This window comes from Luteimonas abyssi, assembly GCF_001482195.1.
Taxonomy (GTDB): Bacteria; Pseudomonadota; Gammaproteobacteria; order Xanthomonadales; family Xanthomonadaceae; genus Luteimonas; species Luteimonas abyssi.
Genome location: NZ_KQ759763.1, coordinates 1,503,891 through 1,530,603, shown reverse-complemented (window position 1 = coordinate 1,530,603; position 26,713 = coordinate 1,503,891). Strand labels below are relative to the sequence as shown.

Genomic DNA, 26,713 nt, shown 5'->3' with positions numbered 1-26,713 from the left:
GAGCGCGCATGAACCCGTCCTCGGCCCGCCTCGCCGTCCTGTCCCTGTCGATCGCCTTCGGCCTCGCCGCCTGCCAGCCGTCCGACGACGCCGCGCAGCCCGCCACCGGTGCCCCCGGCGCCGACGGCGCAACGGCTCCGGCCTCCGGCAGCCGCGTCACCGCGGAGATCTCCGGTGCCGGCGCGTCCTTCATCTTCCCGCTGGTGTCCAAGTGGTCGGCCGACTACAACGCCGCCACGGGCAACCGCGTCAACTACCAGTCGATCGGCTCGGGCGGCGGCATCGCCCAGATCAAGGCGGCGACGGTCGATTTCGGCTCCTCCGACCGTCCGCTCGACAGCGCCGAACTGGCCGCCGACGGCCTGGGCCAGTTTCCGTCCGCCATCGGCGGCGTGGTGCCGGTGGTCAACCTGGAAGGCATGAGCCCCGGTCAGCTGCGTCTGGACGGCCCCACCCTGGCCGGCATCTTCATGGGCCAGATCGCCAACTGGAACGACCCGGCGATCGCCGCGCTCAACGAAGGCACCGCCCTGCCCGACGCCAAGATCAGCATCGTCCACCGCTCCGACGGCTCGGGCACCACCTTCAACTTCACCAACTATCTGTCCAAGGTGAGCCCGGACTGGAAGACCAAGGTCGGCGAAGGCACCACCGTCCAGTGGGCCAGCGGCGTCGGCGGCAAGGGCAACGAAGGCGTGGCGTCCTACGTGCAGCAGATCCGCGGCTCGATCGGCTACGTGGAACTTGCCTACGCCCTGCAGAACAACATGCCGTACGCCTCGCTGCGCAATGCCGCCGGCAACTGGGTCGAGCCGAGCGAGAGCAGCTTCGCCGCCGCGGCAGAGACCGCGGACTGGGCGAACGCGCAGGACTTCAACCTGGTCATCACCGACGCCCCCGGCGAGAACGCCTGGCCGATCACCGCGACCAACTTCATGCTGATGCACAAGCAGCCGCGCGATCCGGCCCGTTCGCAGGCCACGCTCGAGTTCTTCAAGTGGGCGTTCGAAGAAGGCCAGTCGCAGGCCTCCGAGCTGCACTACGTGCCGCTGCCGCCGGCCCTGGTCGAGCAGGTCGAGGCCTACTGGCAGCGCGAGCTCGGTTTCCAGGTCCAGCCGTAAGGGCCCGACGAGCGCATCGCCATGAACGCGACCTCTCTCCCCCACACGCCCCCTGCACCGAGCGGACGCGATGTCCGCGACGCGCGGGCCGACCGCCTGTTCCGCTGGGCACTCACCGGTGTCGTGATCTTCGTGCTGGTCGCGCTGGCCAGCGCGGCGCTGTCGATGTTGTGGGGCGGGCGGGACGTGCTCGCAAGCCAGGGGTTGAGCTTCTTCTACTCCGCCGACTGGAATCCGGTCGAGAACCGGTACGGGGCGCTGGTGCCGATCTACGGCACCCTCGTCACCGCCCTGATCGCGATGCTGATCGCGGTGCCGGTGAGCTTCGGCATCGCGTTCTTCCTGACCGAGGTCGCGCCGCGCTGGATGCGCGGCCCGGTCGGTACCGCGATCGAGCTGCTGGCCGGTATCCCGTCGATCATCTACGGCATGTGGGGACTGTTCGTGCTGGTGCCGGTGATGACCGTGTACGTGACGCCCTGGCTCAACGATTACCTGGGCGCGATTCCCGGCCTGGGCGTCCTGTTCCGCGGCCCGCCGCTGGGCATCGGCATGCTCACCGCCGGCTTCGTGCTGGCGATCATGGTGATCCCGTTCGTCTCGGCGGTCATGCGCGAAGTGTTTCTGACCGTGCCGACCCGACTCAAGGAGTCGGCCTACGCGCTCGGCGCCACCAAGTGGGAAGTCAGCTGGGACATCGTGCTGCCTTACACCCGCTCGGCGGTCATCGGCGGCGTGTTCCTCGGTCTGGGCCGCGCCCTGGGCGAGACCATGGCGGTCGCGTTCGTGATCGGCAATTCGGTGCGCCTGTCGCCGTCCCTGCTCGATCCCGGCACCACCATCGCCGCGCTGATCGCCAACGACTTCGGTGAAGCCACCGAAACCTACCGCTCCGCGCTGCTGCTGCTCGGCTTCGTGCTGTTCCTGGTCACCTTCGTGGTGCTGGCGATCGCCCGGCTGATGCTCATGCGGCTCGCGCGCAAGGAGGGCACCTGATGGCCGCTGCCGCCCCCGCCGACCGCGCCGGCGCCGGCGCCGACGCGCTCTACGCACGCCGCCGGTTCCGCAACGTCGTCGCGATCGTCGTGTCGTGCCTGACCGCCGGTTTCGGCCTGTTCTTCCTCGGCTGGATCCTGTGGACCCTCGTGGTGCGCGCCATCGGCGGCATCAACGTGGAACTGTTCACCCAGATGACGCCCCCGCCCATGGTCGAGGGCGGCCTGCTCAACGCCTTTTTCGGCAGCGCGGTGATGTGCGGTCTGGCGATCGCCATCGGCACGCCGATGGGCGTGGCCGCAGGCACCTGGCTCGCCGAGTACGGCCACGCCCGCAAGGCGGGCACCGTGGTGCGCTTCGTCAACGACATCCTGCTGTCGGCGCCGTCGATCGTGCTGGGCCTGTTCGTCTACACCCTCTTCGTGATGCAGACCGGCGGCCGCTTCTCCGCACTGGCGGGCGCGATCGCGCTGGCCTTCATCGTGCTGCCGGTGGTGGTGCGCACCACCGACGAGATGCTGCGGCTGGTGCCCACGCAGATGCGCGAGGCGGCCCTGTCGCTGGGAATCCCGCAGTGGAAGGTGATCGTGCAGGTGCTCTACCGCAGCGCGATGGCCGGCATCGTCACCGGCATCCTGTTGGCCCTTGCGCGAATCTCGGGTGAGACCGCACCGCTGCTGTTCACCGCATTCGGCAACCAGTACTGGAACAGCGACGTCATGCGGCCGATGGCCAGCGTGCCGCTGGTGATGTACCAGTACGCCGGTAGCCCCTACGCATCCTGGCAGCAACTGGCCTGGGCCGGTGCGCTGGTCCTGACCACGTTCGTGCTGGTGGTGAGCCTGCTGGCGCGGATGCTGCTGCTGCGCAACCGCGTCGTGCACGACTGATCCCACCATGACCTTCTTCGCTACGGACCCGTCCATGAACGACATCCAGACCCCCTCGTCGCATCACCGGATCCAGGTGGCGACGCAGCCGCGCGACGCGCTGCCGGCCGCGCCGGTGAAGATCGCCGCGCGCAAGCTGGACTTCCACTACGGCAAGTTCCTCGCCCTGAAAGGCATCGACCTGGAGATTCCGGAAAAGCGCGTCACCGCGCTGATCGGCCCCTCCGGCTGCGGCAAGTCCACCCTGCTGCGCGTGTTCAACCGCATCTACGCGCTGTATCCCGGCATGCAGGCCAGCGGCGAGGTGCTGCTGGACGGCGAGAACGTGCTGTCGCCGAAGTACCCGCTCAACCGCTTGCGCAGCAAGGTCGGCATGGTCTTCCAGAAGCCGGTGCCGTTCCCGATGACGATCTACGAGAACGTCGCCTACGCCATCCGTCACCACGAGAAGCTGTCCAAGAAGCAGATGGCCGAGCGGGTGGAACTGGCCCTGCGCCAGGCCGCGTTGTGGGATGAGGTGAAGGACAAGCTGGGGCAGAACGCGCTCGGTCTGTCCGGCGGCCAGCAGCAGCGCCTGTGCATCGCGCGCGCCGTGGCCCTGCGCCCGGACGTGCTGCTGCTCGACGAACCGACCTCCGCGCTCGACCCGATCTCCACCAGCCGCATCGAGCAGCTGGTCGAAGAGCTCAAGCGCGACTACACCATCGTGATCGTCACCCACAACATGCAGCAGGCCGCGCGCGTGTCCGACTTCACCGCCTTCATGTACCTGGGCGACCTCATCGAGCACGACACCACCCAGACGATCTTCTCCAACCCCTCGAAGCAGCAGACCGAGGACTACATCACCGGGCGGTTCGGGTGAGGCAGGCCGCTTGCGCGGCACTCCCGCGCGGCCTGCCGAACGCCCGGCCATGGATGGCCGGGCCGGACGTTCCGGAGCCCACGAGGCCCCGCCATGGGCGGCCGCCACGATACCGCGACCGAACCGTCGACCCACATCGCAACCGGCACCCCGACCGACACGTGCCCAGGACATTCCGATGACCACCCAACCCCACGACCACATCGTCAAGAGCTACGACGAAGAGCGCCAGCGGCTGCTGGGTGAGATCCTGCGCATGGGCGAAATGGCGGCCGCGCAGCTGGAAGCCGCACTCGACGTGATCGAACGCAGGGACGACAACGCCGCCGCGCGCATCGTCGCCAACGACGACGCCATCGACACGCTGGAAAAGAGCATCAGCCACGATGTCATGACCCTCGCCCTGCGTGGCCCGATGGCGCGCGACCTGCGCGAGATCCTCGCCGCGCTCCGCGTGTCGTCGGACATCGAACGCATCGGCGACTACGCCGCCAACGCCGCCAAGCGCTCGGTCGCGCTCAATCAGGCACCGCCGCTGCCGCTGACCCGCGGTCTGGCCGTACTCGGCGAGATCGCCGCACGCCAGCTGCGTGCGGTGCTGGCGGCCTACCGCGACAACGATGCCGAGGCCGCGCAGCGCGTACGCGAGGCGGACGCCGAGCTCGACGCGCTCTACACCGGCCTGTTCCGCGAACTGCTGACCTACATGATGGAGGACGCGCGCGCGATCACCCCGTGCACCCATCTGCTGTTCATCGCCAAGAACATCGAGCGCATCGGCGACCACGCGACCAACATCGCCGAGAACATCTGGTTCCTGGTGCACGGCGAAGACAGCCTGCCGCCGCGCGAGAAGCGCGACGACACCAACACGGTCGCCTGATCCGTCGAGGCCCGCCTCACCCGGCGAGCGGTCCTCCGATCGCGGGGGGCCGAGGTTCCGTCGAGCCACCTTGTGCGAGCGGTCGCGCGACACACCACCGTCCCCTTTGGTGACCCCGCTTCCCGGCACCCGGGCCGGCGACGGCACGACACGATGGCCGGCGGCCTCCCCTGCGCTTCGCCGAAGCCGCCGCAGCGCCGCCCTCAACCGCCGGTGCGGCGGGCCAGCCACTTGCGCGCCATGCGTCGCAGCGAAGCATCCAGGGCCGGGTCGAGCGCCAGGGTGTCCACGCCGCGCCAGGCCAACGCCTTCGATTCGATGTTGCCGACGAAGCGCTCGTCGGCGCCCGCGTGCACGACGTAGCGGACGTCGTAATGCCAATGCCCGGGCACGTCGCCGTGATCCGGGATCCAATGCCGGTCGAGATCGAACGGCACCGGGTCGACTCGCAGTCCGGCCAGACCGGTCTCCTCTTCGGCCTCGCGCCGCGCGCCCGCGGCCAGGTCGGGATCGCCATCGGCATGGCCGCCGGGCTGCAGCCACCGATCGAGTTTCCGGTGATGCATCAGCAGCGCCCGTTGCCCGTCCCCACTCACAAGCCACGCCGACGCGGTGAAATGCCCCGCCGTGCGCGCGCGGACGAACGGATCGGCGGCATCGTCGGCCAGCGCGATGAATGCGTGGACGGTGTCCGCCTCGTCGGGCCACCGTTCGAGGTAATCGACGAAGAGGGCGGCGATCTCTGGGCGGCGGTACGACATGGGTCCCCGGGTGTTTGCGCTGCGACGCATCATTATCCATGCCGTCACGCGCTTGTGATCCCGGTGCAGCTTTGGCAAGGTACGGCGGCCGTGCCCCGGGGTGCGGCACCCGCCTGGCGTGCTCGAAGCCGCCCTCGCCTGCAAGATTTCAGTTGGGGAACAACATGCTCAAAGACCTCTTCCGGGTCAAACCGGTCCAACCCGCACCGCACGTGGACGCGGGCGAACCCGTCGAAGGGAGTCTTCATGGCGAAGCACAACTCAAGCGCACCCTGACCGCCAAGCACCTGGTGCTGCTGGGCCTGGGCGCGGTCATCGGCGCCGGCATCTTCGTGCTGACCGGCCAGGCCGCCGCCAACCACGCCGGTCCGGCGATCATGCTCAGCTTCGTGCTGGCCGGCTTCGCCTGCGCCCTGGCCGGCCTGTGCTACGCGGAGTTCTCGGCCCTGCTGCCGGTGTCGGGCAGCGCCTATTCGTATTCGTACGCCACCCTGGGCGAGTTCATCGCCTGGTTCATCGGCTGGTGCCTGGTCCTGGAGTACCTGTTCGCCTCGTCCACGGTGGCGGTGGGCTGGTCGGGCTACTTCGTCAGTTTCCTGACCACCACCCTCGGGATTCCGTTCCCGGCCGAGCTGGCCGGAGCGCCGATCGCCTGGGAGAACGGCGGCTTCGTGCGCACCGCCAACATCTTCAACCTGCCCGCGGTGATGATCGTCGCCGCGGTCAGCGGGCTGTGCTACGTCGGCATCACCCAGTCCGCGTTCGTCAACGGCATCGTGGTGGCGATCAAGACCGCGGTCATCGTCGCCTTCCTCGGCTTCGGTCTGTTCTACATCGACCCGGCCAACTGGACCCCCTTCATCCCCGAGAACACCGGCCCCGGCCAGTTCGGCATGGACGGCGTGTTCCGCGCGGCGACCATCGTGTTCTTCGCCTACATCGGCTTCGACGCGGTCTCCACCGCCGCCGGCGAGGCCAAGAACCCGCAGCGCGACATGCCGATCGGCATCCTCGGCTCGCTGGCCATCTGCACCATCATCTACATCGCGGTCTGCGCGGTGCTGACCGGCCTGCTGCCGTACAACCTGCTGGGCACCTCGCAGCCGGTGGTCACCGCACTGGAAGCGCATCCCAGCCTGGCCTGGCTGCGGACCGCGGTCGAGATCGGCGCCATCGCCGGCCTGTCGTCGGTGATCCTGGTGATGCTGATGGCGCAGCCGCGCATCTTCTTCACCATGTCGCGCGACGGCCTGCTGCCGAAGCTGTTCGGCAAGGTGCATCCGAAACACCAGACCCCGTACGTGGGCACGATCATCGTCGGCGTCGCGGCCTGCATGCTCGCCGGCCTGATGCCGCTGAGCGTGCTCGGCGAGCTGGTGTCGATGGGCACCCTGATCGCCTTCGCCACGGTGTGCCTGGGCGTGCTGGTGCTGCGCCGCACGCGTCCCGAGCTGCACCGCCCGTTCCGGGTGCCGGCGGCCACGATCATCTGCCCGCTCGGCTTCCTGGCCTGCATGTTCCTGTTCTTCCAGTCGTTCGTGGAGCACTGGCACCTGTTCGTCGCCTGGACGATCCTGGGCATGTGCATCTACTTCTTCTACGGCCGGCACCACAGCAAGCTCAACAAGGCCGCCAGCTGACGCGACCCACACCCGCACGGCCCGCCTCGCGCGGGCCGTGTGCATTCCCGCCCCCTGCAGTCGCCGGGGCGCATGTCGAACACGTCGAACCGGATCCACGGATGACCACGCTCTCCACCGCCAAGAAGATCGGCCCGCTCCTCGCGACCTTCATGGTCGCCAACAACATGATCGGATCGGGCTTCTTCCTGCTGCCGGCCACGCTGGCGCGCTCCGGCGCGATCACCGCCCTGAGCTGGCTGCTGGCGACCTGCCTGGCGGTGGTACTCGGCGCCGCGTTCGCGCGGCTGGCGCGCCAGTACCCGCACATGAACTCGCCCGACGACTACGTGCGCCCTGCGCTCGGCCGCGACATGGGCTTTCTGACCAGCACGCTGTACTGGATCTCGTCGTGGATCGGCAACAACGCGATCGCCGTGGCCGCGTTCGGCTATCTGATCCTGCTGCTGCCGGTCGAGGACGGCTACGGCGTGCGCCTGGGGGGCCAGCTGTTGCTGATCTGGACGATGTTCGCGCTGAACATGATGGGGCCGCGGCCGATCGCGCGCTTCCAGTCGTTCTGCGTGGTGTTCGGGTTGCTGCCGGTGGCCTGCGTGCTGGTCGCCGGCTGGGCCAGCTTCGACGGCGACATCTACCGCTCGGCCTGGAACGTCTCCGGGCAATCCGACGCGGCCGTGGTGTTCGGCTCGCTGGCACCGATCTTCTGGGCCTTCGTGGGCCTGGAAACCGGCGCGATGGTCGCCGGCGTGGTCGACGACCCGGACCGCAACGTGCCGCGCGCGACCATCGGCGGCATCCTGATCGCCGGTGTCGTCTACCTGATCTCGTCGGTGCTGATGATGGGCATCGTGCCGGCCGACGTGCTGGCGGGGTCCAGCGCTCCGTTCGCGCTGGTGGCCGGCGAGATGTTCGGCGCCTGGGCGATCCCGATCATCGCCGCCGCGGCGGCGATCAAGGCCACCGGCACCCTGGGCGGCTGGATGCTGGTGTCCGGCGAGACCGGTGCGCGCGCGGCGCAGCGCGGGTATCTGCCCGCGATCTTCGGCCGCCTGCGCCCGAACGGCGCCGCCGGCTGGGGCTTGTTCATCGTCGCCCTGTCGATGAGCGTGATCGCCGCGGTCACCATGGCGCCCACGGTGGGCAGCCAGTTCGAGATCCTGATCGAGATGGTGGTGATGCTGGTGGTGATGGCGTATGCCGCCGCCGGCCTCGCCTTGCTGCTGGGCACGCGCGAGCACGCGTCCACCGGCCGCGAGAAGGCGCTGGGCATGGGCGCGCTGGTCGCCTGCGGCCTGCTGGTCTGGTCGACGCCGGTGGACACCCTGATCGGTTCGCTGGTGGTCGCGCTGCTGGCCTGGGCGGCCTACCGCGGCTTCTCGCGACGGGCGTCGTCGGCCGACTGATTCAGCGCCCGCACCCCGGATCGGACCGGCGCGGGACGCGCCTTCGCGCTGTCTGAAAGCCGGGACGAGCCTTCGCGCCATGTGAGGACGGGGCCTTTTCCTCAGCAGGAATTACTGGCTGCGAGAGATGCTGTGAAACGCTTCGCTTCGCTTCGAAGGCCCGCGACCTGACGGGACGAAGCGAAGCGCGCCCCGTGCGCTTCACCTCGGAGCACGTTGTCATGGCCCTGGCCCTGGCGCTGCGCTGGAGCCCTGGCCCCGGCGCTGGCCCCGGTGGCGGACGCTAGACGGCTTCCTTCGGAGCTGCCGGACCCGGGTCTGGAGGCAGCGCCGGCCCGGCGTCGGCCTCCTCGCCCCGCGACACCATCGCCGCCAGCGCGAGATCGCCGGTGACATTGAGCGTGGTCCGGCACATGTCGAGGAAGTGGTTCACCCCCAGGATCAGACCGATGCCGATCGGGTTGACCCCGACCATCGCGCAGATCAGCGCCACCACCGGCAACGAGCCCGAAGGCACCCCGGCGGTGCCGATACCGCCGAGAATGCAGACCAGCATCACCATCACCTGCTGGCCGAGGGTGAGGTCCACCCCGAAGAACTGGGCCAGGAACAGCACCGTCACGCCCTCGAACAACGCCGTGCCGTTCTGGTTGGCGGTCGCTCCCACGGTCAGCACGAACCGCGACACCTTGTTGGGCAGGTGCAGCTTCTCGTCGGCCACGCGCAGTGCGGTGGGCAGGGTGGCGTTGCTCGACGCGGTCGAGAACGCCATGACCGTGGCCTCCTGGATGCCGCGGAAGAACGCCAGCGGCGAGTAGCCGGCCAGCCGCAGCGCCACCGAGTAGCTGACGAACATGTGCAACGCCAGCGCACCGACCACCACGCCCACGTAGGCGCCGAGCCTGATCAGCAGTTCGAAGCCGAACACCGCCGCCAGATTGAACATGAAACAGAACACCGCGTAAGGCGCCAGCCGGATGACCAGGTTGATCAGCGTCATCGAGACCTCGAAGACCCCGTCGACCAGGCGCTTGAGCGGCGCGGTCTTCTCCGGGTCCGACAGCACGATGCCGATGCCGAACATCACCGCGAAGAACATCAGCGCCAGGATCGAGGCATTGCTGGACGCGGCCTCCACCACGTTGTCGGGCACGATCGACAGCAGCATGTCGATGCCGCTGGGCGTCTCGTCCACGCTGTCGACGATCTGCCGGGTGCGCTCGCTGTTCTCGGCGATCAGCGACTCGGCCAGCGCGGGATCCACTCCGCTGCCCGGGCGCAGCCAGTTCACCATCAGCAGGCCGATCAACACCGCGACCGTGGACAGCGTGATCGTGTAGGCCAGGGTCTTCCAGCCGATCCGCCCCAGCGAACGCACGTCGCCCATCTCGGCGATTCCGGCGACCAGCGCCGAGAACAGCAGGGGCACGATGAGCATGAAGATCAGGTTGAGGAAGATCGTCGAGAACGGGGTGGTCACGTAGCGGGTGACCGCCTCCACCCACGCCGCGTCCGGGCTGGTCAGGTAGGCGGTCAGGCCCACGGCGAGACCCGCCGCGAAACCGATCAACATCTTCCAGTGCAACGGCAGCCGGCGGCGCGACGCGGACGGGGAGGATGGCATCGGCATCTCCTGGGGACGGCGCAGCTTAATCCCGCGCCACGCAGGCCCGCCAGGGTCCCCGCCGGGGGATGGCCGAACCGCCCGAACCGGTATAGTGAAGCGCCCCGTGACGCCTAGAGCCCGATGAGCGCCGTCCCTTACGACCACCATCGCCTGTGCGAACTCGCCGGCGAAATCATCGTCAACGTGCGCGAGCTGTCCGCGCTGGGCTGGACACCGGCCACCAGCAGCAACTTCTCCCGCCGCCTCGACGACCGCCACGCGGCGATCACCGTCTCCGGCCGCGACAAGGGCAAGCTGCGCGAAGCCGACATCATGGTCGTGGACATGGACGGCCAGGCCGTCGGCAGCGACCACCGTCCGTCCGCCGAGACCCTGCTGCACACCCAGCTCTACCGCCGCGACGCCGACATCGGCTGCGTGCTGCACACCCATTCGCGCAACCAGACCGTGGCCTCGCGCCTGTTCGCCGGCGAGGGCCAAGTCCGCCTGGAAGGCTACGAACTGCTCAAGGCCTTCCGCGGCAACGACACCCACGAGACCGCGCTCGACCTCCCGGTCCTGCCCAACAGCCAGCACATGCCCACCCTCGCCGCCCAGGTCGAAGCGCTGCTCGATGACCGGCCGATGTGGGGCTATCTCATCGACGGCCACGGCCTGTATGCCTGGGGCCGCGACATGGCCGAGGCGCGACGTCACCTCGAGGCGTTCGAGTTCCTGCTGGACTGCGAGCTGGAGCTGCGCCGCTTCGGTGTGCGCGGCTGACCGCTAGGATCCCGCCAGCCGCTTCACGCGGCTGGCGGGTCGACCCGGGCCCTGCCGACCCCGCGCCCGGTGCGCGCCGGTTCCTTCATGACCGGCAGACCATCGCGACGACGGCCTGCCCTGCGGTGTTTCGGCCACGCGCGCCTTGTGTTCCGGCGGTGACGTCCCCACTCCGATCCCGCTTGTTAGTCTGGGCGCTTTCCGCCGCCCGCCAATGGAGTCCCCCATGAGCCGACTGCGCATCTTTGCCGACGACGCCCCCGATACCCCGCTGCTGGTCAGCCAGGATGGCGACGAGATCGCCCGCGAGCTGGACCGGATCGGCGTGACCTTCGAACGCTGGCAAGCCAATCGCCCGGTCGCCCCGGGTGCGTCGCAGGACGAGGTGATCGCCGCCTACCAGGCCGACATCGACCGCCTGATCGCCGAACGCGGCTTCAATACCGTCGACGTCATCAGCATCGCCCCGGACAACCCGAAGAAGGACGAGCTGCGCGCCAAGTTCCTCGAGGAGCACTTCCACAAGGAGGACGAGGTCCGCTTCTTCGTCGCCGGCTCGGGCCTGTTCACCCTGCACGTCGACGATCGCGTCTACGAGATCGAGTGCGTCAGGAACGACCTGATCGGCGTGCCCGACGGCACCACCCATTGGTTCGACATGGGCGACGAGCCGAACTTCGTCGCGATCCGCTTCTTCGAACAGCCCGACGGCTGGGTCGGCCACTTCACCGGGTCGGACATCGCCAGCAAGTTCCCCCGCTACCAGGCCGGAAGCTGAGGTCCGACATGCCGTTGCCGCGCATCATCCTCACCGACATCGAGGGCACCACCAGCAGCATCTCCTTCGTCAAGGAGGTGCTGTTCCCGTACGCGCGCGAGCAGCTGCCGGCTTTCGTCGCCGCCCACGCCGCGGACCGTGAGGTCCGGCGCTGGCTGGACGCCGTCGCCGGCGAGGCAGGCGTGGCCAGCGACGACGAGGTCGTCGCGATCCTGCAATCCTGGATCGACGCCGACCGCAAGCACACCGCGCTCAAGGCCCTGCAGGGTCTGCTGTGGGCGGACGGCTACCGCAACGGCGCCTACAGCGCGCACATGTATCCCGATGCGGTCGCGTCGCTGCGCGCCTGGCATGCCGAAGGCCACCGCATCGCCGTGTACTCGTCCGGCTCCGTCGCCGCGCAGAAGCTGTTCTTCGGTTACAGCGACGCCGGCGACCTGAGTCCGCTGGTCTCCGCCTGGTTCGACACCGAGATCGGCGGCAAGCGCGAGGCGGTCAGCTACGTACGCATCGCCGAGGCGTTGCAGGCGTCGCCGTCGGACATCGTGTTCCTGTCCGATGTGGTCGCCGAACTCGATGCCGCACGCGACGCGGGACTTCAGACGGTGCTGCTCGACCGCCGCGACGACTACCCCGAACCCCGCCTCGACGATGCCAGCGGCGGACATCGCCGGGTCGAGCGCTTCGACGCCCTGCGGGACTGAGCGTGCGCGGCGAGCGGCGGCGGCCGCCTCGACTGTTCGGCCTGCGCGCCGGTACGCCGGCGCAGTTCGCCGTGTTCGCCCTGCTCCTGGGCCTGGTTGCCGGCGCACTGCACGCGGCCGAGGAGGACTGGGACGCGCGCGACCGCCGCCTGATCGACGCGGCGCTGGCCGCGATGCCTGCCCAGCGCCCCGGTGAGGTGGACCTGTACGTGGTCGGCATGGCCGGCGACGGCCAGGAGGACGTGTTCCGCAACGAGGTGCTGCATCTGGAACGCACCGCCGCGCAACGCCTCGGCAACGGCGGCCGCACGGTCACGCTGGTCAACCACCCCGATGCGCTCGAACCGGCCACCGAGCGCCCGCTCGCCACCCTGGCGGGACTGCGCCACGCGCTGGCCGGCGTCGGCCGGGCGATGGACCCGGACGAGGATGTGCTGCTGCTGTTCCTGACCACGCATGGCAGCGAGGATCACCACCTCGCGGCGATCCTGCCGCCGTTCGTGGACGAGGAGATCTCGCCGGCCGAACTGCGCGAGGCGCTCGACGCCTCCGGCATCCGTCATCGCGTGGTCGTCGTGTCCGCCTGCTTCTCCGGCGGCTTCATCCCGGCCCTTTCCGATCCGGACACCCTGGTGATCACCGCCGCGCGCGCGGATCGTCCCTCGTTCGGCTGCGGCGTGGATGCCGAACTCACCTACTTCGGCGGCGCCTGGCTGATCGACGGCCTCAACCGCAAGACCGACTTCGTCGCCGCCTACAAGGATGCCGCACGTGCGATCGCCAAACGCGAGCGCACGGAAGGCTTTCCACGCTCGCATCCGCAGATCGCCCAGGGCGCCCGGATCGGCACCGTCCTGCAACGCTGGCGCGAGACGTCGACGGCCGGCGCAGCGGTCGCGTTCGATCCACCGCCCCCGATGTTCGGCGAAGACAGCCCCTGATCGCGCGCGGGGCGCCCTGATACCGGCCGTAACCGGCGCCGTTCGTCGTCGCCCCCCGCAGCGCGTCGCCGGGGCGGCATCCCCTCGCGGACGCCGCCATCCGGCCGAGCTGGGCCCGCCGCCGGGACTTACCGGGCCGGTGCCTCGTCGGCCTGCAGCCGGTAGCGGGTGGCCGCACGCTGTTCGCCCAGCCAGGGGTCGAACGCGCGGACCTCCACGCGGTGCTCGCCCGCCGGCAGGTCCGTCGGCATCGCACCGCGCCACAGGTGCGTGGAGACCACCGCCTCGGGCGAGCGGTCGCGACCGCGCAGGGTCTCGGCCATGTCGTCGCGCGCGTTCTCCAGCGTCAGCCGGGGATCGGGCGCCGCGACCCGTTGCATCGGACGCCACGTGCCGTCGCCGACGCGGAACTCGACCCGCGTCTCCGGCAGACCCATGTACACATTGGCGTAAACGCCGAAGGCCGGATACGCACCCTGCCGCAGCACCCGCGGCGCATGCAGCGCCATCGCTTCGGTCGCATCCGGCGCGTCACCGACCCGGGCCGGATGCCAGGCGAGCGCGTACTCGCCGCCTGCGCGTACGCGCAGCGACGCATGTCCGTTCGGCGTGCCGTCGGCCATCCGCGCGTCGGGAATGCCCTCGGCATCCGGCACTCCGCTCCAGAACGCGCCGCTGACCGCGCCGACGTTGAATTCGTGCAACGGCGTCGCCCCGTCGAAGCCGTCCTCCGCCCCGTGGAACCGGTGCTGCAGCACGTGCCGGTGCCCGCTGAGCACGAGCACGCGCGGATGTCGCGCCAGGAGTGCGTAAAGCCGCTGGCGATCGGCATCGCGGAAGGTCTCGCGGCCGGCCGGTGCGTCAAACAACGGGATATGCATCATCAGCACCAGCAGCCGGTCGTCGGGCACACCGGGCAGATAGGCTTCGAGGAAGGCGAACTGGTCGTCGCGCAGGCCGCCGATGTAGGCAGGCCGCCGGCCCGGCTGGACCACCACGTTGTCGAGTCCCACGAACACCGCTTCGGGCTCTTCCCAGGCGAAGCTGTCCGGACCGTAGACGCTGCGGAAGGTCGCCAGGGAGGCCGCATCGGAATCGGCCTCCGCATCGAGGTCGTGGTTGCCGGCCACATGCAGCCAGGGCACGCCGAGTTGCGCGGTCACCGCGTTGATCGCGGGGTACAGCGCCAGATCGTCGTTGGCGACATCGCCCAGGGTCACCCCGAGGGCGGCGCGGTGTTGCCCGACCAGCGGCGCCACCACGTCGTCGCGGTAGTAGCCGACTTCGCGCAGATCGGTGGTCTGAGGATCGGAAAACACCAGGACATCGAGCGCATCGCGCACAACCGGCGCGGGCGCCAGTTCGAAGTCGCAGGTCACCGCATCCGGCGCACGCCAGAAGTCGGGCAAGCCGTCGTCGCGCACGGGAAATGCGTAACCGGCCGGCTTGATCGCGAACACGGGCCCGGTGGGCGCGGCAGCGAACACGAAATCGCCGCGCGCATCGGTGGCCACGAGTTGCCGCCCGTCCGACACACGGACGTCCGGGAGCGGATCCAGCGCAGCACCATCGCGCACGAGTACGCGCCCCTGTGTACAGGCCAGGATCGACCCCAGCGGCAACGCCCAGGCAGCGAGGACGAGAACCGGCAGGACAGCGCGCATCGACGACTCCACGAATGATCGGCCGCCATTATGGACGGCCTCGTGCGACCTCCGCATGGCGGGCGCTCGCGCCGTTGCTGCGCAATGCGACACGACGGATGACGCAGAGGTCGCGCCGGGCGCGTGGCCGGCGAGGCGCACCGCTAGAATGCGCCCACCCTCCTTCACGAGACCTCCCCGATGCGCGACCGGCTGCCGCCCTGGTTCCAGGAATGGTTCGGCATCGTCGTGCCGCTGGCGCAAGCCTTGCTGATCGTGCTGTTGGCCTGGATCCTCGTGAGGGTGGTGCGCCGCGTGAGCGCCCGCATCTGCGATCGCTACGAACTGCCGCGCGAGATCGCGACCGGTACGCGCCGCATCGCCAGCTTCGCGATCTATGCGGCCGCGACCCTGCTGATCCTGGAACGCATGGGCGTGTCGGGCACCGTGCTGTGGACGGCATTCACCGGTTTCGCCGCGGTGGCGGCGGTGGCGTTCTTCGCCGCGTGGAGCGTGCTGTCCAACATCTTCTGCACGATCCTGATCTTCACCACCCGGCCGTTTCGCCTGCACGACTATATCGAGATCCTCGAGAACGGCGAGAAACCCGGGCTGCGCGGCTACGTCGCCGACATCCACCTGGTCTACACCACCCTGCACGAGACCGGCGACGGCACCCGCGGCACCATCCTGCAGGTGCCCAACAACATGTTTTTCCAGCGCACGGTCCGGCGCTGGCGCGGCGACGACGTTCCGCCGCCGCCCGTCCTGCCCGGCGCCCAGAGAGCGCCCGGCGGCGACGTTCAACGCAGCTGACTGTCCTTGCTGCCGCGGCGGTTGTAGGCGCCCGCCCCCGTCGCGTCACGGTCTTCCGCGTCCTGGCACCGCACGCACAGGCGCACGCCCGGCACCGCCTCCCGCCGCGCCGGCGGAATCGGCGCATCGCATTCCTCGCATGCGGCACGGCCAGGGCCCTGCCGCATCCGGCTGCGCGCGCGGCGCACCGCATCCTCGACGGTCGCGTCGATCTGCTCGTGCACCGCGCCGTCTCCAGCCCATCCGGTCGCCATAGCGGTCTCCCAATGCGTTCTCGGAACGAACCCAGACAATGGGGCCGGGCGCCGCGCCGGCCAAGTCTGCATCGTGACGCGTTCAGGTACGCGCGCGCGGCGTCCGCATCCCTTAGCATGACCGGGTGCGCTCCTCCACGCGCGACGGGAAGCCCCCATGTCCCAGAACTCCAAGGCCCGACGCGACGCCCGCCGCCGAACCGCGTCGCCGCGGTCTTTCCGGCGCCTCGGCGACCCCCTGCAGATCCAGGCGAGCCTGACCGATCCATCCGGCGACACCCTCGCCGCGGTGGCGTTGCGCGACGGCGAGTGGCTGCTGCTGCTCGATGGCAGCACCGTAGCCCGGACCGACAGCGCCGCCATGGCCCTGGCGATGCTGCGCCACGTCGCCCGGCGTCACGACGCGGACAGCCCGGGCGGTCCGCGCCTGCGCTGTTCGCCCCAGTTGCGCGCGGCCGCCGCAGACGAAGCCGCCGTCCACGGCCGCACGCTCGACGCCCATCTCGACGCGCTGGAAGCCGAACGCCGCGAACGTCACGCGCCGCCTGCCGCCACTGCCTGAGGCGCACCCGGCACGGCGGCGTGCACCGGAGCAATCGGGGGATAATGGCCCGATGTCAGGCCTCTCCCCTCTCGCCCTTCCCGGCGCCGCCGTCATCGGTGGCGGCCCCGCCGGTCTGATCGCCGCCGAGATCCTGCGCGGCGCGGGCGTCGAGGTCGATCTGTTCGATGCCATGGGTTCGGTCGGCCGCAAGTTCCTCGTCGCCGGCAAGGGCGGGCTCAACCTGACCCATGCCGAACCGTTCGCGCCCTTCGCCGCCCGTTATCGCGAACGCGAAGAGGCCGTCGCCGCCTGGCTGCGCCGCTTCGACGCCGACGCCCTGCGTGCGTGGGCCCGCGACCAGGGTGTCGACACCTTCGTCGGCAGCTCGGGGCGTGTCTTTCCGAACGACCGCAAGGCCGCACCGCTGCTGCGCGGCTGGGTCCGCCGGCTGCGCGAAGAAGGGGTTCGTTTCCACGTCCAGCATCGCTGGACGGGCTGGACGGCGGAAGGCGCCCTGCACTTCGATACGCCGCTGGGTCCACGCGAGGTCCGCGCCGGCGCGACCCTGCTCGCCCTGGGCGGCGGCAGCTGGCCGCAACTGGGCTCGGACGCCGGCTGGGTACCCTGGCTGGAGGCTGCCGGCATCGAGGTCGCACCGTTGCAGCCGGCCAACTGCGGATTCGACATCGGCTGGAGTGCCCATTTCGCCGAACGCCACGCCGGCGCGCCGCTCAAGCCGGTGGTCCTGCACTGGACCGACGGCAGCGGCCAGGCGCGGCAGCTCCAGGGCGAATGCGTGGTCACCGCCACCGGCATCGAGGGCAGCGCGATCTACGCCATCGGCGCGGACCTGCGCGAGGGCATCGCCCGCGACGGCGGGACGGACCTGCAGCTCGACCTCGTGCCTGGCCGCGACATCGACCGTCTCCAGCGGGATCTGGCACGCCCGCGCGGCAAGCGCAGCCTCAGCGAGCACCTGCGCCGTGCCGCCGGCCTCGACCCGGTCCGGATCGGCCTGCTGCGCGAAGTCGGCGGTGCCGACGCCCTGCACGACCCCGCCCGCATCGCCGTCCTGCTCAAGCGCCTGCCGCTCCGGCTGCGGCGTCCGCGCCCGATGGACGAAGCCATCAGCACCGCCGGCGGGGTGCGCCTGGAAGCGCTCGACGCCGGGCTGATGGCGCGCCGCCGTCCGGGCGTGTTCTGCGCCGGCGAGATGCTCGACTGGGAGGCGCCGACGGGCGGGTATCTGCTCACCGCCTGCTTCGCCAGCGGCATCGTCGCCGCCGAGGGCATGCTCGCCTTCCTGAAGCAGCCGAGAACACCGGCCGAGCCGGTCAGCGAACACGCGGTGCCACCTGCGCTAGGCTAGGCCACCTTCACGCGAGAATCACGCCGATGCCACGCAACGCCACACTGATCCTGTCCATGCTGGGCGCCCTGGCGATCGCGACGCCCGCCGCCGCATCGAGCTTTGCCGGCACCTCCGCCGGCGCCGCGTCCGGCGGCAGCTCGGCCTCCAGCGGGAGCAGTTCGGGCGACGACAAGGTGCTGGTCCAGGCACGTACCGAGGCAGCGAGTTTCGTCGCCACCGACGGACGCCTGCGCGGCGTGCAACTGGAGGCCGCACTGCATCACCTGCGTGCGCATTCCACGCAGGCGCGCACTGCATCGGATCTGGAGCTCGCCCGGCAGATCCTGGCGCTGTGAGTGCCGGGCGCGGCGCGGCCGGCCGCATCCGCGCCCGGCTCGCCGCCGCGCTGCTCGCCGTCGGTCTGGCAGGCGCCGGCCCGCCCGCCGCAGCGACCATGCTGCCGGTGACCCTCGACACGGAAACGCTGACCGAGGACGAAGCCCGCCGCGCCGACGCCCTGCTGCAGCAGGCCGACGCCCTGCTGCCGACCGCGGTGCAGGCGCACCTGCCGGCCCTGCGCCTGCGTTTCGTCGACGATCTGCCCGATCACATCCAGGGCCGCCTGCGCGGACGCGATCTCAGGCTGCCGCGCGGACTGCTGCGCTCACCCGACCCGGCCGTCGCCCTGCCGGCGCTGCTGCACGAACTCGCCCACGCCCTCGACCGTAGAGCGCGGCTCTCACGCGACCCGCGCCTGCTCGATCTGGCCGGCTGGCAGTACCGGCCGCGCCGTTTCGGGTTGCGCAATGCGCGCAATCCGATGCGCGACCGCTCGCCCGACCCCTACGAGCTGCACAGTCCTGCGGAGTTCGTCGCGGTCAACCTGGAGCATTTCCTGCTCGACCCGGCCTACCGCTGCCGGCGGCCAGCGCTGCATCGTCATTTCGCGGCAGCGCTCGGCATCCCGGGCGCCGGCGACGATACCCGACCGGAGTGCGATCCCTCTTTGCCCTTCGTCATGCCCGATGCGGACGGCACGCCGCTGGACGGCCTGACACCGGACCGCGTGGTCGCGGTCGAATACCTGTTCGCCGAGCCGACCGACGCGATCATGAGCCGGTGGGGCCACAGCATGTTGCGGCTGGTGGTCTGCGCACCCGGCCGTCCGCCGGGACCCGATTGCCGGTTCGACCTCGAGCACCACCGCGTGCTGTCGTTCCGCGCCTTCGTCGACGATGTGCAGCTGTCGAACTGGCGCGGTCTCACAGGCCGCTATCCGTCGCGCCTGTTCGTGTTGCCGCTGTCGCAGGTCGTCGACGAATACACCCGCACCGAACTGCGCGGCCTGCGTTCGGTGCCGCTGCGCCTGGATGCGAACGAGATCGCCGGCCTCGTGGAACGCGCCGCGCAGCTGCACTGGAGTTACGACGGGCGCTACACCTTCCTCGGCAACAACTGCGCCAGCGAGACCTTCAAGCTGCTGCACGACGGCGTCCCCAGGCTGGCCGACGAGCGTCTCGCCGCGATCACCCCGACCGGTCTGCTGCGCAAGCTGGAACGACGCGGCATCGCCGACGCCTCGGTACTCGACGACCCGGCCGAAGCGGCCCGGCTGGGCTATCGCTTCCCCGCCGCCAGCGACCACTATCGGATGCTGTTCGCCGTGGCCGACGCTGCGCTGCACCTGCCGGCCGCCGATGTCGTGGCGTGGCTCGATCTGGATGCGGCCGCGCGCCGGCCCTGGCTGACCAGCAGCGATCTGCGCGCCACGGCGGCGCTGATGGTGCTGGAGGATGCCGCGCTGCGGCGCGTCGAGCTGCGCGCGCGCGACGCCTTCAAGCGCCGGCTGCTGCGCGCGGACGAGGCCGATCACGATGTCGCCGCCCTGTTGGAGGGCGTGCTCGCCGCGGAAGGGGTGCTGATCCGCCCCGCCGCGCTGCTCGCCGAGATCCCGGGATACGGTCTGCCACAGGCGGAAGAGCGCGCGGCCGCCGGCGCGCGCGCGCGGGCGCTGCAAGCCGGGCGGGAGCAGGATGGCCTAAATTTGATCGCCGATGCCGAACAGGCACTGCCTGCGGCATTGCGCGACGAACTCGTCGCCCAGCGCGTCAATGTGGACGCGGTGTCGGCCCACCTGCGCGCGTGTACCGCAGCCGACGTCGCGGCCTCTGGCGGCGAGGCCGCCGGCAGCATGGCCACCGAAAGCACGGGCGACGCCACGGTGCGCGCCACCGCCGCATGCGGATCCGGATCGATATCGCGTGGAGAGCCGTAGGTCCGGAGCCTCCGCACGCCTGCACGACCGCCCGCGCCATCGATCGTCACGCAGGCGGCGCCGCGAAGGCCTGCGCGCAGTACCGGGCGCGGCGCCCGGCTGGATCAGGGCCGAACCTGTTGAACGCGCCCGCTGCGGCGCTCCGGCGATTCCACGGTCAGCCCTCGCAACGCACGCGAACCCATGCGGTGTCGTCGGGGCCCATGAGCTGCAACGCGCCGTTCTCGTCGATCCGCAGGGTGTAGGCCGCCTCCCAGCGCTCGCCTTCCCCTTCGAAATCGAAGCGGACGCGACTCGCCCCCTCCGCATCGGTCTCCACATGACGCGCGACGCCGGTGCTCTCGTGGAAACGGATCTCGTCGGACGTCACCCGGATCCCTTCGATGGTCGATGCCGGATCGCGGCACGCCTCGGCATCCGGCGCCCAGCGTCCCTGCAGGGCGGGGGGCAGCGACGCCCGCGCTTGACCATGGTGCGCCATGCCCGGTTCGCGCGGCGGCGGCATGTCGGCCGGCCGCGCGCAACCCCGATGCGGCCCGCTGTCGCCGACCGTCAGCGTGCCCGTCAGCGGGAACTCGGCACCCGACATGTCGTCCTCGCATTCGACGGCGCGCACGCCGGCCTCCACCGTCCCCTCGGCGTCACGGGCCCGGATCATGCGCATCCCGCCTGCGAAGTCCGACGATTCGATCGAAAGAGTCCGCGCCTCGAAGCCGACGCCCGTCAGCACCAGCGTGCCGCCTTCCACCCGCGCCTGGTAGAACGGCTCGTTGGTCGACACGATCACCGCCTCGGGCACCGGCACCGCATCGCCACCCGGCGGCGCACGCTCTGCGCCGCCGTCGGCGCGCGTGGCCGGCATCGGCACGGTGGCAGGGCCCAGCGGCTCCGCGTCCGCATCCGGACGATCGGGCGTCGCCCCCGCCGGGTCGGATGTACCGCTGCCGCACGCCGCCAGCGCGGCGACGAGTGCGGCCGCGAGCACCGCGACGGGAACGCGACGGAACGGCGGGATGGGCGGCATGGCGAGGCTCCCTGAACGGATGTCCCGCGCATCGTGCCGCCTGCGGCGTGAACGCGGCGGCCATCGTCCGCGAACGTCGCGCGGATGACGCCGGGTTGCGATATCGACGATGGTCCAAGGGCCAAGCGCCCGGCGGATCGCTAGGCTGGACGACCGCCCGTCGTCGTCGATCCCGCGCCCATGTTCCAGCGAGCCACCCGCCTGTCCGTCCGCCTGGTCGAGCGCTTCCTGCCCGACGCCTACGTCTTCGTCCTGATCTTCACCGCGTTGGCGGCCATCGCCGCGCTGACCGTCGAGCGCACGCCGCCGCTGGAGCTGATCCGCTACTGGGGTACCGGCTTCTGGGAACTGCTGGGCTTCTCGATGCAGATGCTGCTGGTGCTGGTGACCGGCTTCATCCTCGCCAAGACCCCGCCGGTCGCCCGCGCCCTGACCGCACTCGCCTCGCGTTGCCGCACGCCGAAGAATGCCATCGTCGTGGTGACCCTGGTCGCGCTGGCGGCCAACTGGATCAATTGGGGCTTCGGCCTGGTCATCGGCGCGCTGTTCGCCCGCGAGGTCGCGCGTCACGTGCGCGTGGACTACCGTCTGCTGGTCGCCAGCGCCTACTCCGGCTTCATCATCTGGCACGGCGGGCTGTCGGGCTCGATCCCGCTGACGATCGCCACCGAAGGGCACTTCCTGCAGGACGCCATCGGCCTGATTCCCACCAGCCAGACGATCTTCGCACCGTTCAACCTGATCATCATCGGCCTGTTGGTGATCGCCGTGCCGTTGATCAACCGCGCGATGACGCCTTCGGACAAGGATGCGGTGCTGTTCACGCCGCCCGACGACGCGAAGCCGCCGGTGCTCGAAGACGATGCCACGCCCGCCGTACGTCTCGAGCACGGCTGGATCCTGTCGGTGGCGATCGGTCTGGCCGGTCTGGTCTATCTCGCCGACCACTTCCTGTCCGGCGGCAGCCTCAACCTCAACATCGTCAACTACGGCTTCCTGATGCTGGGCATCGTGCTGCACCGGACGCCGGCACGCCTGCTGGCGGCGCTGCAGGAGGCGATCAAGGGCGGCGCCGGCATCGTCATCCAGTTCCCGTTCTACGCCGGAATCATGGCGATCCTGGTCGGCTCGGGGCTGGCGACGACGATGTCGGAATGGTTCGTGTCGTTCGCCACCGATCGCACCCTGCCGCTGTGGACGTTCCTGTCGGCCGGGCTGATCAACATGTTCGTGCCCTCGGGCGGGGGCCAGTGGGCGGTGCAGGCGCCGGTGATGATCCCGGCCGCGCAGGCGCTGGGCGCCGACCTGCCGCGCGTGGCCATGGCGGTCGCCTGGGGCGACGCCTGGACCAGCATGCTGCAGCCGTTCTTCGCGCTGCCGTTGCTCGCCATCGCGGGTCTCAAGATCAAGGACATCATGGGCTACTGCCTGATGCTGCTGTTCGCATCGGGTTTCATCATCAGCGCGGTGCTCCTGCTGGTGTGAGCGTGTGGCGTCGCAGCGCTGCGACGCGCTCGCCTGCGCGTCCGGATGGAACACGCCCGGTCACGACGAGGCGACGTGTCGATTAAGATCGGGGATCGTTCGTTCAACAGGAGTTCCGCGTGGTCCAACGCATCCGCCGTGCCCCGCTGGGGCTGGCACTCGCCGCCGCCCTGTCCCTCGCCGCCCCATCTCTCACCGGGTGCTCGCCCGCACCGCAGGGCGCAGCCGAGAGCGCGACGCCCCGCGAGGCGGGCGCCGAACAGACCGACGCATCGGTCTCGGCGTTCTTCCAGTCCTTCACCGACGAATGGATGCGTCGACAGCCCACCGCCGCCACCGCCAGCCGCTACTTCGACGATCCCGCAGTGCAGGCCGAGATGGATCGCCAGCTCACGCCGCAGACGGCCGAGTACCGGCGCGAGACGCTCGCGCTGGCCGAGCGCGGCCGCGCAGAGCTGGCCGGCTTCGACCGCGACGCGATGAACGCGACCGACCGTGTCTCCGCCGAGCTCATGGACTGGCAGCTGCGCACGATGATCGAAGGCGAACCCTTCGAGGACTACAGCTATCCGCTGCAGCAGTTCGGCGGCGCCAACGTCGGCCTGCCGAACCTGATGACGGTGATGCACCCGGTGCGCAACGCACAGGACGCCGACCACTACCTGCAACGCCTGGGCCAGTTCGAGGCGCGCATGGACGAGGCGATCGCCCGCAGCCGCGAGCTCGCGGAGCGCGACGTCCTGCCACCCCGCTTCATCCTCGACGCCACCCTCGGACAGATGCGCCAGTTCATCGCCGCTCCGCCCGCCGAGAATCCGCTGGTGACGACGTTCGACGAACGCCTGGCGTCGGCTGACGGCATCGACGCCGATACGCGTACCGCGCATGTGGCCAGCGCGACGGAGATGGTCCGCGAGCAGGTCTACCCCGCCTGGCAACGCGCGATCGACACGCTGGAAGCACAACTGGCCGATGCCACCGACGACGCCGGTCTGTGGCGCTTCGACCAGGGCGCCGACGCCTACGCGTACCATCTGCGCCGCTTCACCTCGACCGACCTCAGTGCCGAGCAGATCCACGAGATCGGCCTGCGCGAGGTCGCGCGCATCGAAGGCGAGATGGACACCATCCTGCAATCGATCGGTCGCACCGACGGCAGCGTGCGCGAGCGCGTGGACGCGCTGCGCAAGGATCTCGCCTACAGCGACGACGCCAGCGGCCGCAAGGCGATCATGGACGACATCGAGACGATGATGCGCGATGCCGAACGTCGCGCCGATGCGCTGTTCGACATCCGCCCCGAATCCGAAGTTATCGCCCAGCCCTACCCCGAGTACCGCTGGGCCAGCGCCGCCGCCAGCTACACCGCGCCGCCGCTGGACCTCTCGCGACCGGGCATCTACCAGATGCCGCTGCGGCCCGACCGCCTGACCCATTTCGGTCTGCGCACGCTGGTCTATCACGAGACCGTGCCCGGCCATCACTTCCAGGTCGCGCTGTCGGTGGAGAACCAGGACCTTCCGAAGTTCCGCCAGACCCGCGCGCTCGGCGGCATCTCCGCCTTCAGCGAAGGCTGGGCGCTGTACGCCGAACGTCTGGCGACCGAAGAAGGCTGGTACGAGAACGATCCGGAAGGCCTGCTCGGCCAACTGGACGCGGAACTGTTCCGCGCCCGCCGCCTGGTCGTGGATACCGGCCTGCACGCCATGCGCTGGACCCGCCAGCAGGCGATCGACTACGGCATCCCGCCGTCGGAGGTCGACCGTTACGTGGTGATGCCCGGCCAGGCCACGTCCTACATGATCGGCCAGCTCGAGATCATCCGCCTGCGCGACAAGGCCCGCGACGCCCTCGGCGACCGCTTCGACCCGCGCGCCTTCCACAACCGCGTGCTGCTGACCGGCGTGGTCCCGCTCGACCTGCTGGAGCGCGAAGTGGACGACTACATCGCGCAGGCGTCGCAGTCGTCATGAACCACCGGCTGCGGGCATGGATGCTCGCAGGCCTTGCGGGGAGCGTCCTCGCGGGGCTGACGTGGTGGTGGACGCGAGAGGCACCGTCGCCGGCCACGGCGGCGCACCCCGGCGCGTCGTCGGCACCGAACGCCGCGCCGGGCGATGCATCCCGGGCGCACGCCCCGCTGCCGACGGGCAGGTTCGACGACCTGCGGCCGGACCTCGAGGCCGCGGCCCGCGCGGGCCACCCCGAGGCCGCCTTCATCATCGGCCGCACCATCGCCCATTGCCTGCACCACCAGCCGATGCCGGGCGGGCGCTTCACCACGATGCTCGTCGAGCTGATCGCAAGTGCCGGCGACACGATCAGCATTGGCGGGCGCCCCCTGGGTGACGACCGCAACCTGGACATGCTGCTGTTCGCGCAGGAGGGGGTGACGACCGCAACCTGGACATGCTGCTGTTCGCGCAGGAGGAATCCCAGCGGCTGTGCGCCGGCACCGACGGCCTGCGGGCCGCACCACCGGACGACAGCGCCTTCGACTGGATCGCCCGCGCCGCCGATGCCGGGCATACGGGTGCGATGGCGCTCTACCCCCATCTGGCCTTCGATGCGTACCGCGACGACGCGGCACTGCTGGCCGACATGGCCGAGGTCGTCAGGCGTCGCGAACGCGCGCGCGCCCATCTCCACACCGCCCTCGAACGGGGCGAGCCGGCTGCGCTGGGCGCGGCCGCGCAGGCCTACGGCGCCGATGGCGTGTTCGGTCCCGATCCCGCGCGATCACTCGCGTACTTCCTCGCCTATCGGCAGACCCGCGAAGGCGCGCGCGCACCGCACTCGCTGCTAGACACGGCCGAGCACCGGTACGCGCGTGGGCTCGATGCCGTCGCGCGAAGGAATGCGGAGGCCGCCGCGCAGCAGATACTCGCCGGCTGGCCGAGACCGGAGACCCTGCGATGACCCGGTGCGCACCACCGCCGGCCACGTGGGCGCTGGCCGCACTGCTGCTCCTGCTGGCCGCCTGCACCGGCGGCGACGTCGCCACGGCCGAAAGCAGCGCCCGGCCCATCGACGTCGCCACACCCACCGCGCCCGCGGCGGACGAACGCATCGCGCAGGCGGCCGCCCTGCGCGCGCGCATCGAGGCATCGACCGCCCATATCGAGCGTACCGAACGCTTCCGGGCCTTGGAAGCACATCACGATGCGGACTGGACGGCGCCGCTGGACGAGATCCTCGGCCACCTCGAGGCGCGTGCCGACGCCGGCGACCTCGACGCGATGCACGTGCTCGGCTCGCGACTGTCGGGATGCCCGCGCGCCCTCGAAGAGGGCTCGCCGGATATCCTCCTGCAGGCGTACGAGGACGAGCTGGGTCGGCTGGATGGGGACGCAACCGTATCCGACCTGATCCGCGATACCCGCCTGGAGAACCTGCAAGGCCGGTTCTTGCAGGACTTGGCGCGTCACGCCCAATGCGACGCCGTGGGCCCGGACGCCATCGGCCGCGCCGCCGAATGGCTCGAACGCGCAGCGCGAGCCGGGCACGCCCGTGCCCAGACGGCATACGCGACACAGGGCCTGGCCCAGTTCCGCACGCGCGGTCAAATCGTCCGCGAGATCGAAGAAGTCGTCCGTCGGCGAGATCTGGCACGCACCTGGCTAGAAGCGCGGCTCCGCGCCGGCGATGAAGCCGCGCTGCAGACCTATGTGCGGAGTCACGGCGACGGCAACCTGCTCTACTCCCGTGACCCGAAGACCTTCCACGCCTACGGATACGCGCTGGACCTCGTGCGCAGGCGCAGGGTCGGCGATTTCGATGCCCTCTGGCGCGAGGGACCGGAGCGCTACGGCGACCTGTCGGATGCGGAGTGGGCGGCGAGCGTGGACGAAGGCCGGCGGATCTACAGCGCCTTCTTCGAAAACGCCGCGCCCTCGCGCTGAGGATTCTCCAGGCCCCCAAGACGATCCGCAGAACGAAGAACGGGCGCC

25 protein-coding genes are annotated in these 26,713 nt (G+C 70.2%); 20 read left to right on the top strand and 5 right to left on the bottom strand.

The window, feature by feature from the left end:
- Positions 1 to 8: 8 nt before the first annotated feature.
- The 5 genes from pstS (at position 9) to phoU (ending at position 4,755) form a co-directional block, all read left to right on the top strand.
- Positions 9 to 1,121 carry a phosphate ABC transporter substrate-binding protein PstS gene (pstS, locus tag RG19_RS06300; protein ID WP_058834532.1) on the top strand — a complete coding sequence of 371 codons (1,113 nt, stop codon included), beginning with the start codon at positions 9 to 11 and terminating at the stop codon, positions 1,119 to 1,121.
- 21 nt (positions 1,122 to 1,142) lie between these two features.
- Complete coding sequence (gene pstC / locus RG19_RS06295) at positions 1,143 to 2,117, top strand: phosphate ABC transporter permease subunit PstC (RefSeq protein ID WP_058834531.1); 975 nt, start codon at positions 1,143 to 1,145, stop codon at positions 2,115 to 2,117.
- The gene (gene pstA / locus RG19_RS06290) at positions 2,117 to 3,007 is read left to right on the top strand and encodes a phosphate ABC transporter permease PstA (protein ID WP_058834530.1); all 891 of its coding nucleotides are present in this window, start codon (positions 2,117 to 2,119) and stop codon (positions 3,005 to 3,007) included. The genes pstC and pstA overlap by 1 nt, the downstream gene beginning before the upstream one ends.
- Before the next feature lie 34 nt (positions 3,008 to 3,041).
- On the top strand, positions 3,042 to 3,872 hold the full coding sequence (pstB, locus tag RG19_RS06285; RefSeq protein ID WP_058834529.1) for a phosphate ABC transporter ATP-binding protein PstB: 831 nt from the start codon (positions 3,042 to 3,044) through the stop codon (positions 3,870 to 3,872).
- A gap of 178 nt (positions 3,873 to 4,050) precedes the next feature.
- Positions 4,051 to 4,755: a phosphate signaling complex protein PhoU gene (gene phoU / locus RG19_RS06280; protein WP_058834528.1), complete on the top strand. Its 705-nt coding sequence runs from the start codon at positions 4,051 to 4,053 to the stop codon at positions 4,753 to 4,755.
- 203 nt (positions 4,756 to 4,958) lie between these two features.
- Here phoU and RG19_RS06275 read toward each other — a convergent pair whose 3' ends face one another.
- Positions 4,959 to 5,516: an NUDIX hydrolase gene (locus RG19_RS06275; RefSeq protein WP_058834527.1), complete on the bottom strand. Its 558-nt coding sequence runs from the start codon at positions 5,514 to 5,516 to the stop codon at positions 4,959 to 4,961.
- A 164-nt stretch (positions 5,517 to 5,680) separates the two neighbouring features.
- Between RG19_RS06275 and RG19_RS06270 the strand changes: the two genes are divergently transcribed.
- The gene (locus RG19_RS06270; RefSeq protein WP_058834526.1) at positions 5,681 to 7,156 is read left to right on the top strand and encodes an amino acid permease; all 1,476 of its coding nucleotides are present in this window, start codon (positions 5,681 to 5,683) and stop codon (positions 7,154 to 7,156) included.
- Between the two features lie 101 nt (positions 7,157 to 7,257).
- Positions 7,258 to 8,559 carry an amino acid permease gene (locus tag RG19_RS06265; RefSeq protein WP_058834525.1) on the top strand — a complete coding sequence of 434 codons (1,302 nt, stop codon included), beginning with the start codon at positions 7,258 to 7,260 and terminating at the stop codon, positions 8,557 to 8,559.
- A 283-nt stretch (positions 8,560 to 8,842) separates the two neighbouring features.
- On the opposite strand, the gene RG19_RS06260 is transcribed toward RG19_RS06265, so the two are convergent.
- Positions 8,843 to 10,183 carry a dicarboxylate/amino acid:cation symporter gene (locus tag RG19_RS06260; RefSeq protein ID WP_058836451.1) on the bottom strand — a complete coding sequence of 447 codons (1,341 nt, stop codon included), beginning with the start codon at positions 10,181 to 10,183 and terminating at the stop codon, positions 8,843 to 8,845.
- A gap of 123 nt (positions 10,184 to 10,306) precedes the next feature.
- Between RG19_RS06260 and RG19_RS06255 the strand changes: the two genes are divergently transcribed.
- The 4 genes from RG19_RS06255 to RG19_RS06240 all read left to right on the top strand — a co-directional run bounded on the left by RG19_RS06255 (position 10,307) and on the right by RG19_RS06240 (position 13,371).
- Entirely contained in the window at positions 10,307 to 10,948 is a 642-nt protein-coding gene (locus RG19_RS06255) for a methylthioribulose 1-phosphate dehydratase (protein ID WP_058834524.1), read from the top strand.
- A 226-nt stretch (positions 10,949 to 11,174) separates the two neighbouring features.
- Positions 11,175 to 11,726, top strand: a complete 552-nt coding sequence (locus tag RG19_RS06250; RefSeq protein WP_058834523.1) for a 1,2-dihydroxy-3-keto-5-methylthiopentene dioxygenase — start codon at positions 11,175 to 11,177, stop codon at positions 11,724 to 11,726.
- Positions 11,727 to 11,734: 8 nt separating this feature from the next.
- Positions 11,735 to 12,430, top strand: coding sequence for an acireductone synthase (mtnC, locus tag RG19_RS06245; RefSeq protein ID WP_058834522.1), 696 nt, complete (start codon positions 11,735 to 11,737; stop codon positions 12,428 to 12,430).
- A 71-nt stretch (positions 12,431 to 12,501) separates the two neighbouring features.
- Positions 12,502 to 13,371: a C13 family peptidase gene (locus RG19_RS06240; RefSeq protein WP_157515186.1), complete on the top strand. Its 870-nt coding sequence runs from the start codon at positions 12,502 to 12,504 to the stop codon at positions 13,369 to 13,371.
- Positions 13,372 to 13,499: 128 nt separating this feature from the next.
- Here the strand turns inward: RG19_RS06240 and RG19_RS06235 are convergent, their stop codons facing one another.
- On the bottom strand, positions 13,500 to 15,035 hold the full coding sequence (locus RG19_RS06235; RefSeq protein ID WP_058834520.1) for a calcineurin-like phosphoesterase C-terminal domain-containing protein: 1,536 nt from the start codon (positions 15,033 to 15,035) through the stop codon (positions 13,500 to 13,502).
- A 180-nt stretch (positions 15,036 to 15,215) separates the two neighbouring features.
- On the opposite strand from RG19_RS06235, the gene RG19_RS06230 reads away from it, so the two are divergent.
- On the top strand, positions 15,216 to 15,830 hold the full coding sequence (locus RG19_RS06230; protein WP_058834519.1) for a mechanosensitive ion channel family protein: 615 nt from the start codon (positions 15,216 to 15,218) through the stop codon (positions 15,828 to 15,830).
- On the opposite strand, the gene RG19_RS06225 is transcribed toward RG19_RS06230, so the two are convergent.
- On the bottom strand, positions 15,818 to 16,084 hold the full coding sequence (locus RG19_RS06225; protein WP_058834518.1) for a DksA/TraR family C4-type zinc finger protein: 267 nt from the start codon (positions 16,082 to 16,084) through the stop codon (positions 15,818 to 15,820). The two genes, RG19_RS06230 and RG19_RS06225, sit on opposite strands and share 13 nt — an antisense overlap.
- Before the next feature lie 157 nt (positions 16,085 to 16,241).
- On the opposite strand from RG19_RS06225, the gene RG19_RS06220 reads away from it, so the two are divergent.
- From RG19_RS06220 to RG19_RS06205, 4 genes are all read left to right on the top strand, one after another.
- On the top strand, positions 16,242 to 16,646 hold the full coding sequence (locus tag RG19_RS06220) for a hypothetical protein (protein WP_058834517.1): 405 nt from the start codon (positions 16,242 to 16,244) through the stop codon (positions 16,644 to 16,646).
- Between the two features lie 52 nt (positions 16,647 to 16,698).
- Entirely contained in the window at positions 16,699 to 17,997 is a 1,299-nt protein-coding gene (locus RG19_RS06215) for a TIGR03862 family flavoprotein (RefSeq protein WP_058834516.1), read from the top strand.
- Between the two features lie 56 nt (positions 17,998 to 18,053).
- Positions 18,054 to 18,335 carry a DUF2388 domain-containing protein gene (locus tag RG19_RS06210; protein WP_082672800.1) on the top strand — a complete coding sequence of 94 codons (282 nt, stop codon included), beginning with the start codon at positions 18,054 to 18,056 and terminating at the stop codon, positions 18,333 to 18,335.
- A 98-nt stretch (positions 18,336 to 18,433) separates the two neighbouring features.
- The gene (locus RG19_RS06205) at positions 18,434 to 20,254 is read left to right on the top strand and encodes a DUF7844 domain-containing protein (protein WP_082672799.1); all 1,821 of its coding nucleotides are present in this window, start codon (positions 18,434 to 18,436) and stop codon (positions 20,252 to 20,254) included.
- Positions 20,255 to 20,411: 157 nt separating this feature from the next.
- Here the strand turns inward: RG19_RS06205 and RG19_RS06200 are convergent, their stop codons facing one another.
- A complete protein-coding gene (locus RG19_RS06200; protein WP_058834513.1) occupies positions 20,412 to 21,278 on the bottom strand; it encodes a hypothetical protein in 867 nt (288 codons plus the stop codon).
- Positions 21,279 to 21,458: 180 nt separating this feature from the next.
- Between RG19_RS06200 and RG19_RS06195 the strand changes: the two genes are divergently transcribed.
- From RG19_RS06195 to RG19_RS06180, 4 genes are all read left to right on the top strand, one after another.
- Complete coding sequence (locus RG19_RS06195) at positions 21,459 to 22,763, top strand: short-chain fatty acid transporter (RefSeq protein WP_058834512.1); 1,305 nt, start codon at positions 21,459 to 21,461, stop codon at positions 22,761 to 22,763.
- Between the two features lie 119 nt (positions 22,764 to 22,882).
- Complete coding sequence (locus RG19_RS06190) at positions 22,883 to 24,736, top strand: DUF885 domain-containing protein (protein ID WP_058834511.1); 1,854 nt, start codon at positions 22,883 to 22,885, stop codon at positions 24,734 to 24,736.
- Positions 24,737 to 25,172: 436 nt separating this feature from the next.
- Positions 25,173 to 25,682 carry a hypothetical protein gene (locus tag RG19_RS06185; protein ID WP_058834510.1) on the top strand — a complete coding sequence of 170 codons (510 nt, stop codon included), beginning with the start codon at positions 25,173 to 25,175 and terminating at the stop codon, positions 25,680 to 25,682.
- Positions 25,679 to 26,665 carry a hypothetical protein gene (locus tag RG19_RS06180; RefSeq protein ID WP_058834509.1) on the top strand — a complete coding sequence of 329 codons (987 nt, stop codon included), beginning with the start codon at positions 25,679 to 25,681 and terminating at the stop codon, positions 26,663 to 26,665. The genes RG19_RS06185 and RG19_RS06180 overlap by 4 nt, the downstream gene beginning before the upstream one ends.
- Positions 26,666 to 26,713: the final 48 nt, after the last annotated feature.

Coding starts and splice junctions, on each gene's coding strand:
- pstS (WP_058834532.1), top strand. CDS start 9: ATGAACCCGTCCTCGGCCCGCCTCGCCGTCCTGTCCCTGTCGATCGCC.
- pstC (WP_058834531.1), top strand. CDS start 1,143: ATGAACGCGACCTCTCTCCCCCACACGCCCCCTGCACCGAGCGGACGC.
- pstA (WP_058834530.1), top strand. CDS start 2,117: ATGGCCGCTGCCGCCCCCGCCGACCGCGCCGGCGCCGGCGCCGACGCG.
- pstB (WP_058834529.1), top strand. CDS start 3,042: ATGAACGACATCCAGACCCCCTCGTCGCATCACCGGATCCAGGTGGCG.
- phoU (WP_058834528.1), top strand. CDS start 4,051: ATGACCACCCAACCCCACGACCACATCGTCAAGAGCTACGACGAAGAG.
- RG19_RS06275 (WP_058834527.1), bottom strand. CDS start 5,516: ATGTCGTACCGCCGCCCAGAGATCGCCGCCCTCTTCGTCGATTACCTC.
- RG19_RS06270 (WP_058834526.1), top strand. CDS start 5,681: ATGCTCAAAGACCTCTTCCGGGTCAAACCGGTCCAACCCGCACCGCAC.
- RG19_RS06265 (WP_058834525.1), top strand. CDS start 7,258: ATGACCACGCTCTCCACCGCCAAGAAGATCGGCCCGCTCCTCGCGACC.
- RG19_RS06260 (WP_058836451.1), bottom strand. CDS start 10,183: ATGCCATCCTCCCCGTCCGCGTCGCGCCGCCGGCTGCCGTTGCACTGG.
- RG19_RS06255 (WP_058834524.1), top strand. CDS start 10,307: ATGAGCGCCGTCCCTTACGACCACCATCGCCTGTGCGAACTCGCCGGC.
- RG19_RS06250 (WP_058834523.1), top strand. CDS start 11,175: ATGAGCCGACTGCGCATCTTTGCCGACGACGCCCCCGATACCCCGCTG.
- mtnC (WP_058834522.1), top strand. CDS start 11,735: ATGCCGTTGCCGCGCATCATCCTCACCGACATCGAGGGCACCACCAGC.
- RG19_RS06235 (WP_058834520.1), bottom strand. CDS start 15,035: ATGCGCGCTGTCCTGCCGGTTCTCGTCCTCGCTGCCTGGGCGTTGCCG.
- RG19_RS06230 (WP_058834519.1), top strand. CDS start 15,216: ATGCGCGACCGGCTGCCGCCCTGGTTCCAGGAATGGTTCGGCATCGTC.
- RG19_RS06225 (WP_058834518.1), bottom strand. CDS start 16,084: ATGGCGACCGGATGGGCTGGAGACGGCGCGGTGCACGAGCAGATCGAC.
- RG19_RS06220 (WP_058834517.1), top strand. CDS start 16,242: ATGTCCCAGAACTCCAAGGCCCGACGCGACGCCCGCCGCCGAACCGCG.
- RG19_RS06215 (WP_058834516.1), top strand. CDS start 16,699: ATGTCAGGCCTCTCCCCTCTCGCCCTTCCCGGCGCCGCCGTCATCGGT.
- RG19_RS06210 (WP_082672800.1), top strand. CDS start 18,054: ATGCTGGGCGCCCTGGCGATCGCGACGCCCGCCGCCGCATCGAGCTTT.
- RG19_RS06205 (WP_082672799.1), top strand. CDS start 18,434: ATGCTGCCGGTGACCCTCGACACGGAAACGCTGACCGAGGACGAAGCC.
- RG19_RS06200 (WP_058834513.1), bottom strand. CDS start 21,278: ATGCCGCCCATCCCGCCGTTCCGTCGCGTTCCCGTCGCGGTGCTCGCG.
- RG19_RS06195 (WP_058834512.1), top strand. CDS start 21,459: ATGTTCCAGCGAGCCACCCGCCTGTCCGTCCGCCTGGTCGAGCGCTTC.
- RG19_RS06185 (WP_058834510.1), top strand. CDS start 25,173: ATGCTGCTGTTCGCGCAGGAGGAATCCCAGCGGCTGTGCGCCGGCACC.
- RG19_RS06180 (WP_058834509.1), top strand. CDS start 25,679: ATGACCCGGTGCGCACCACCGCCGGCCACGTGGGCGCTGGCCGCACTG.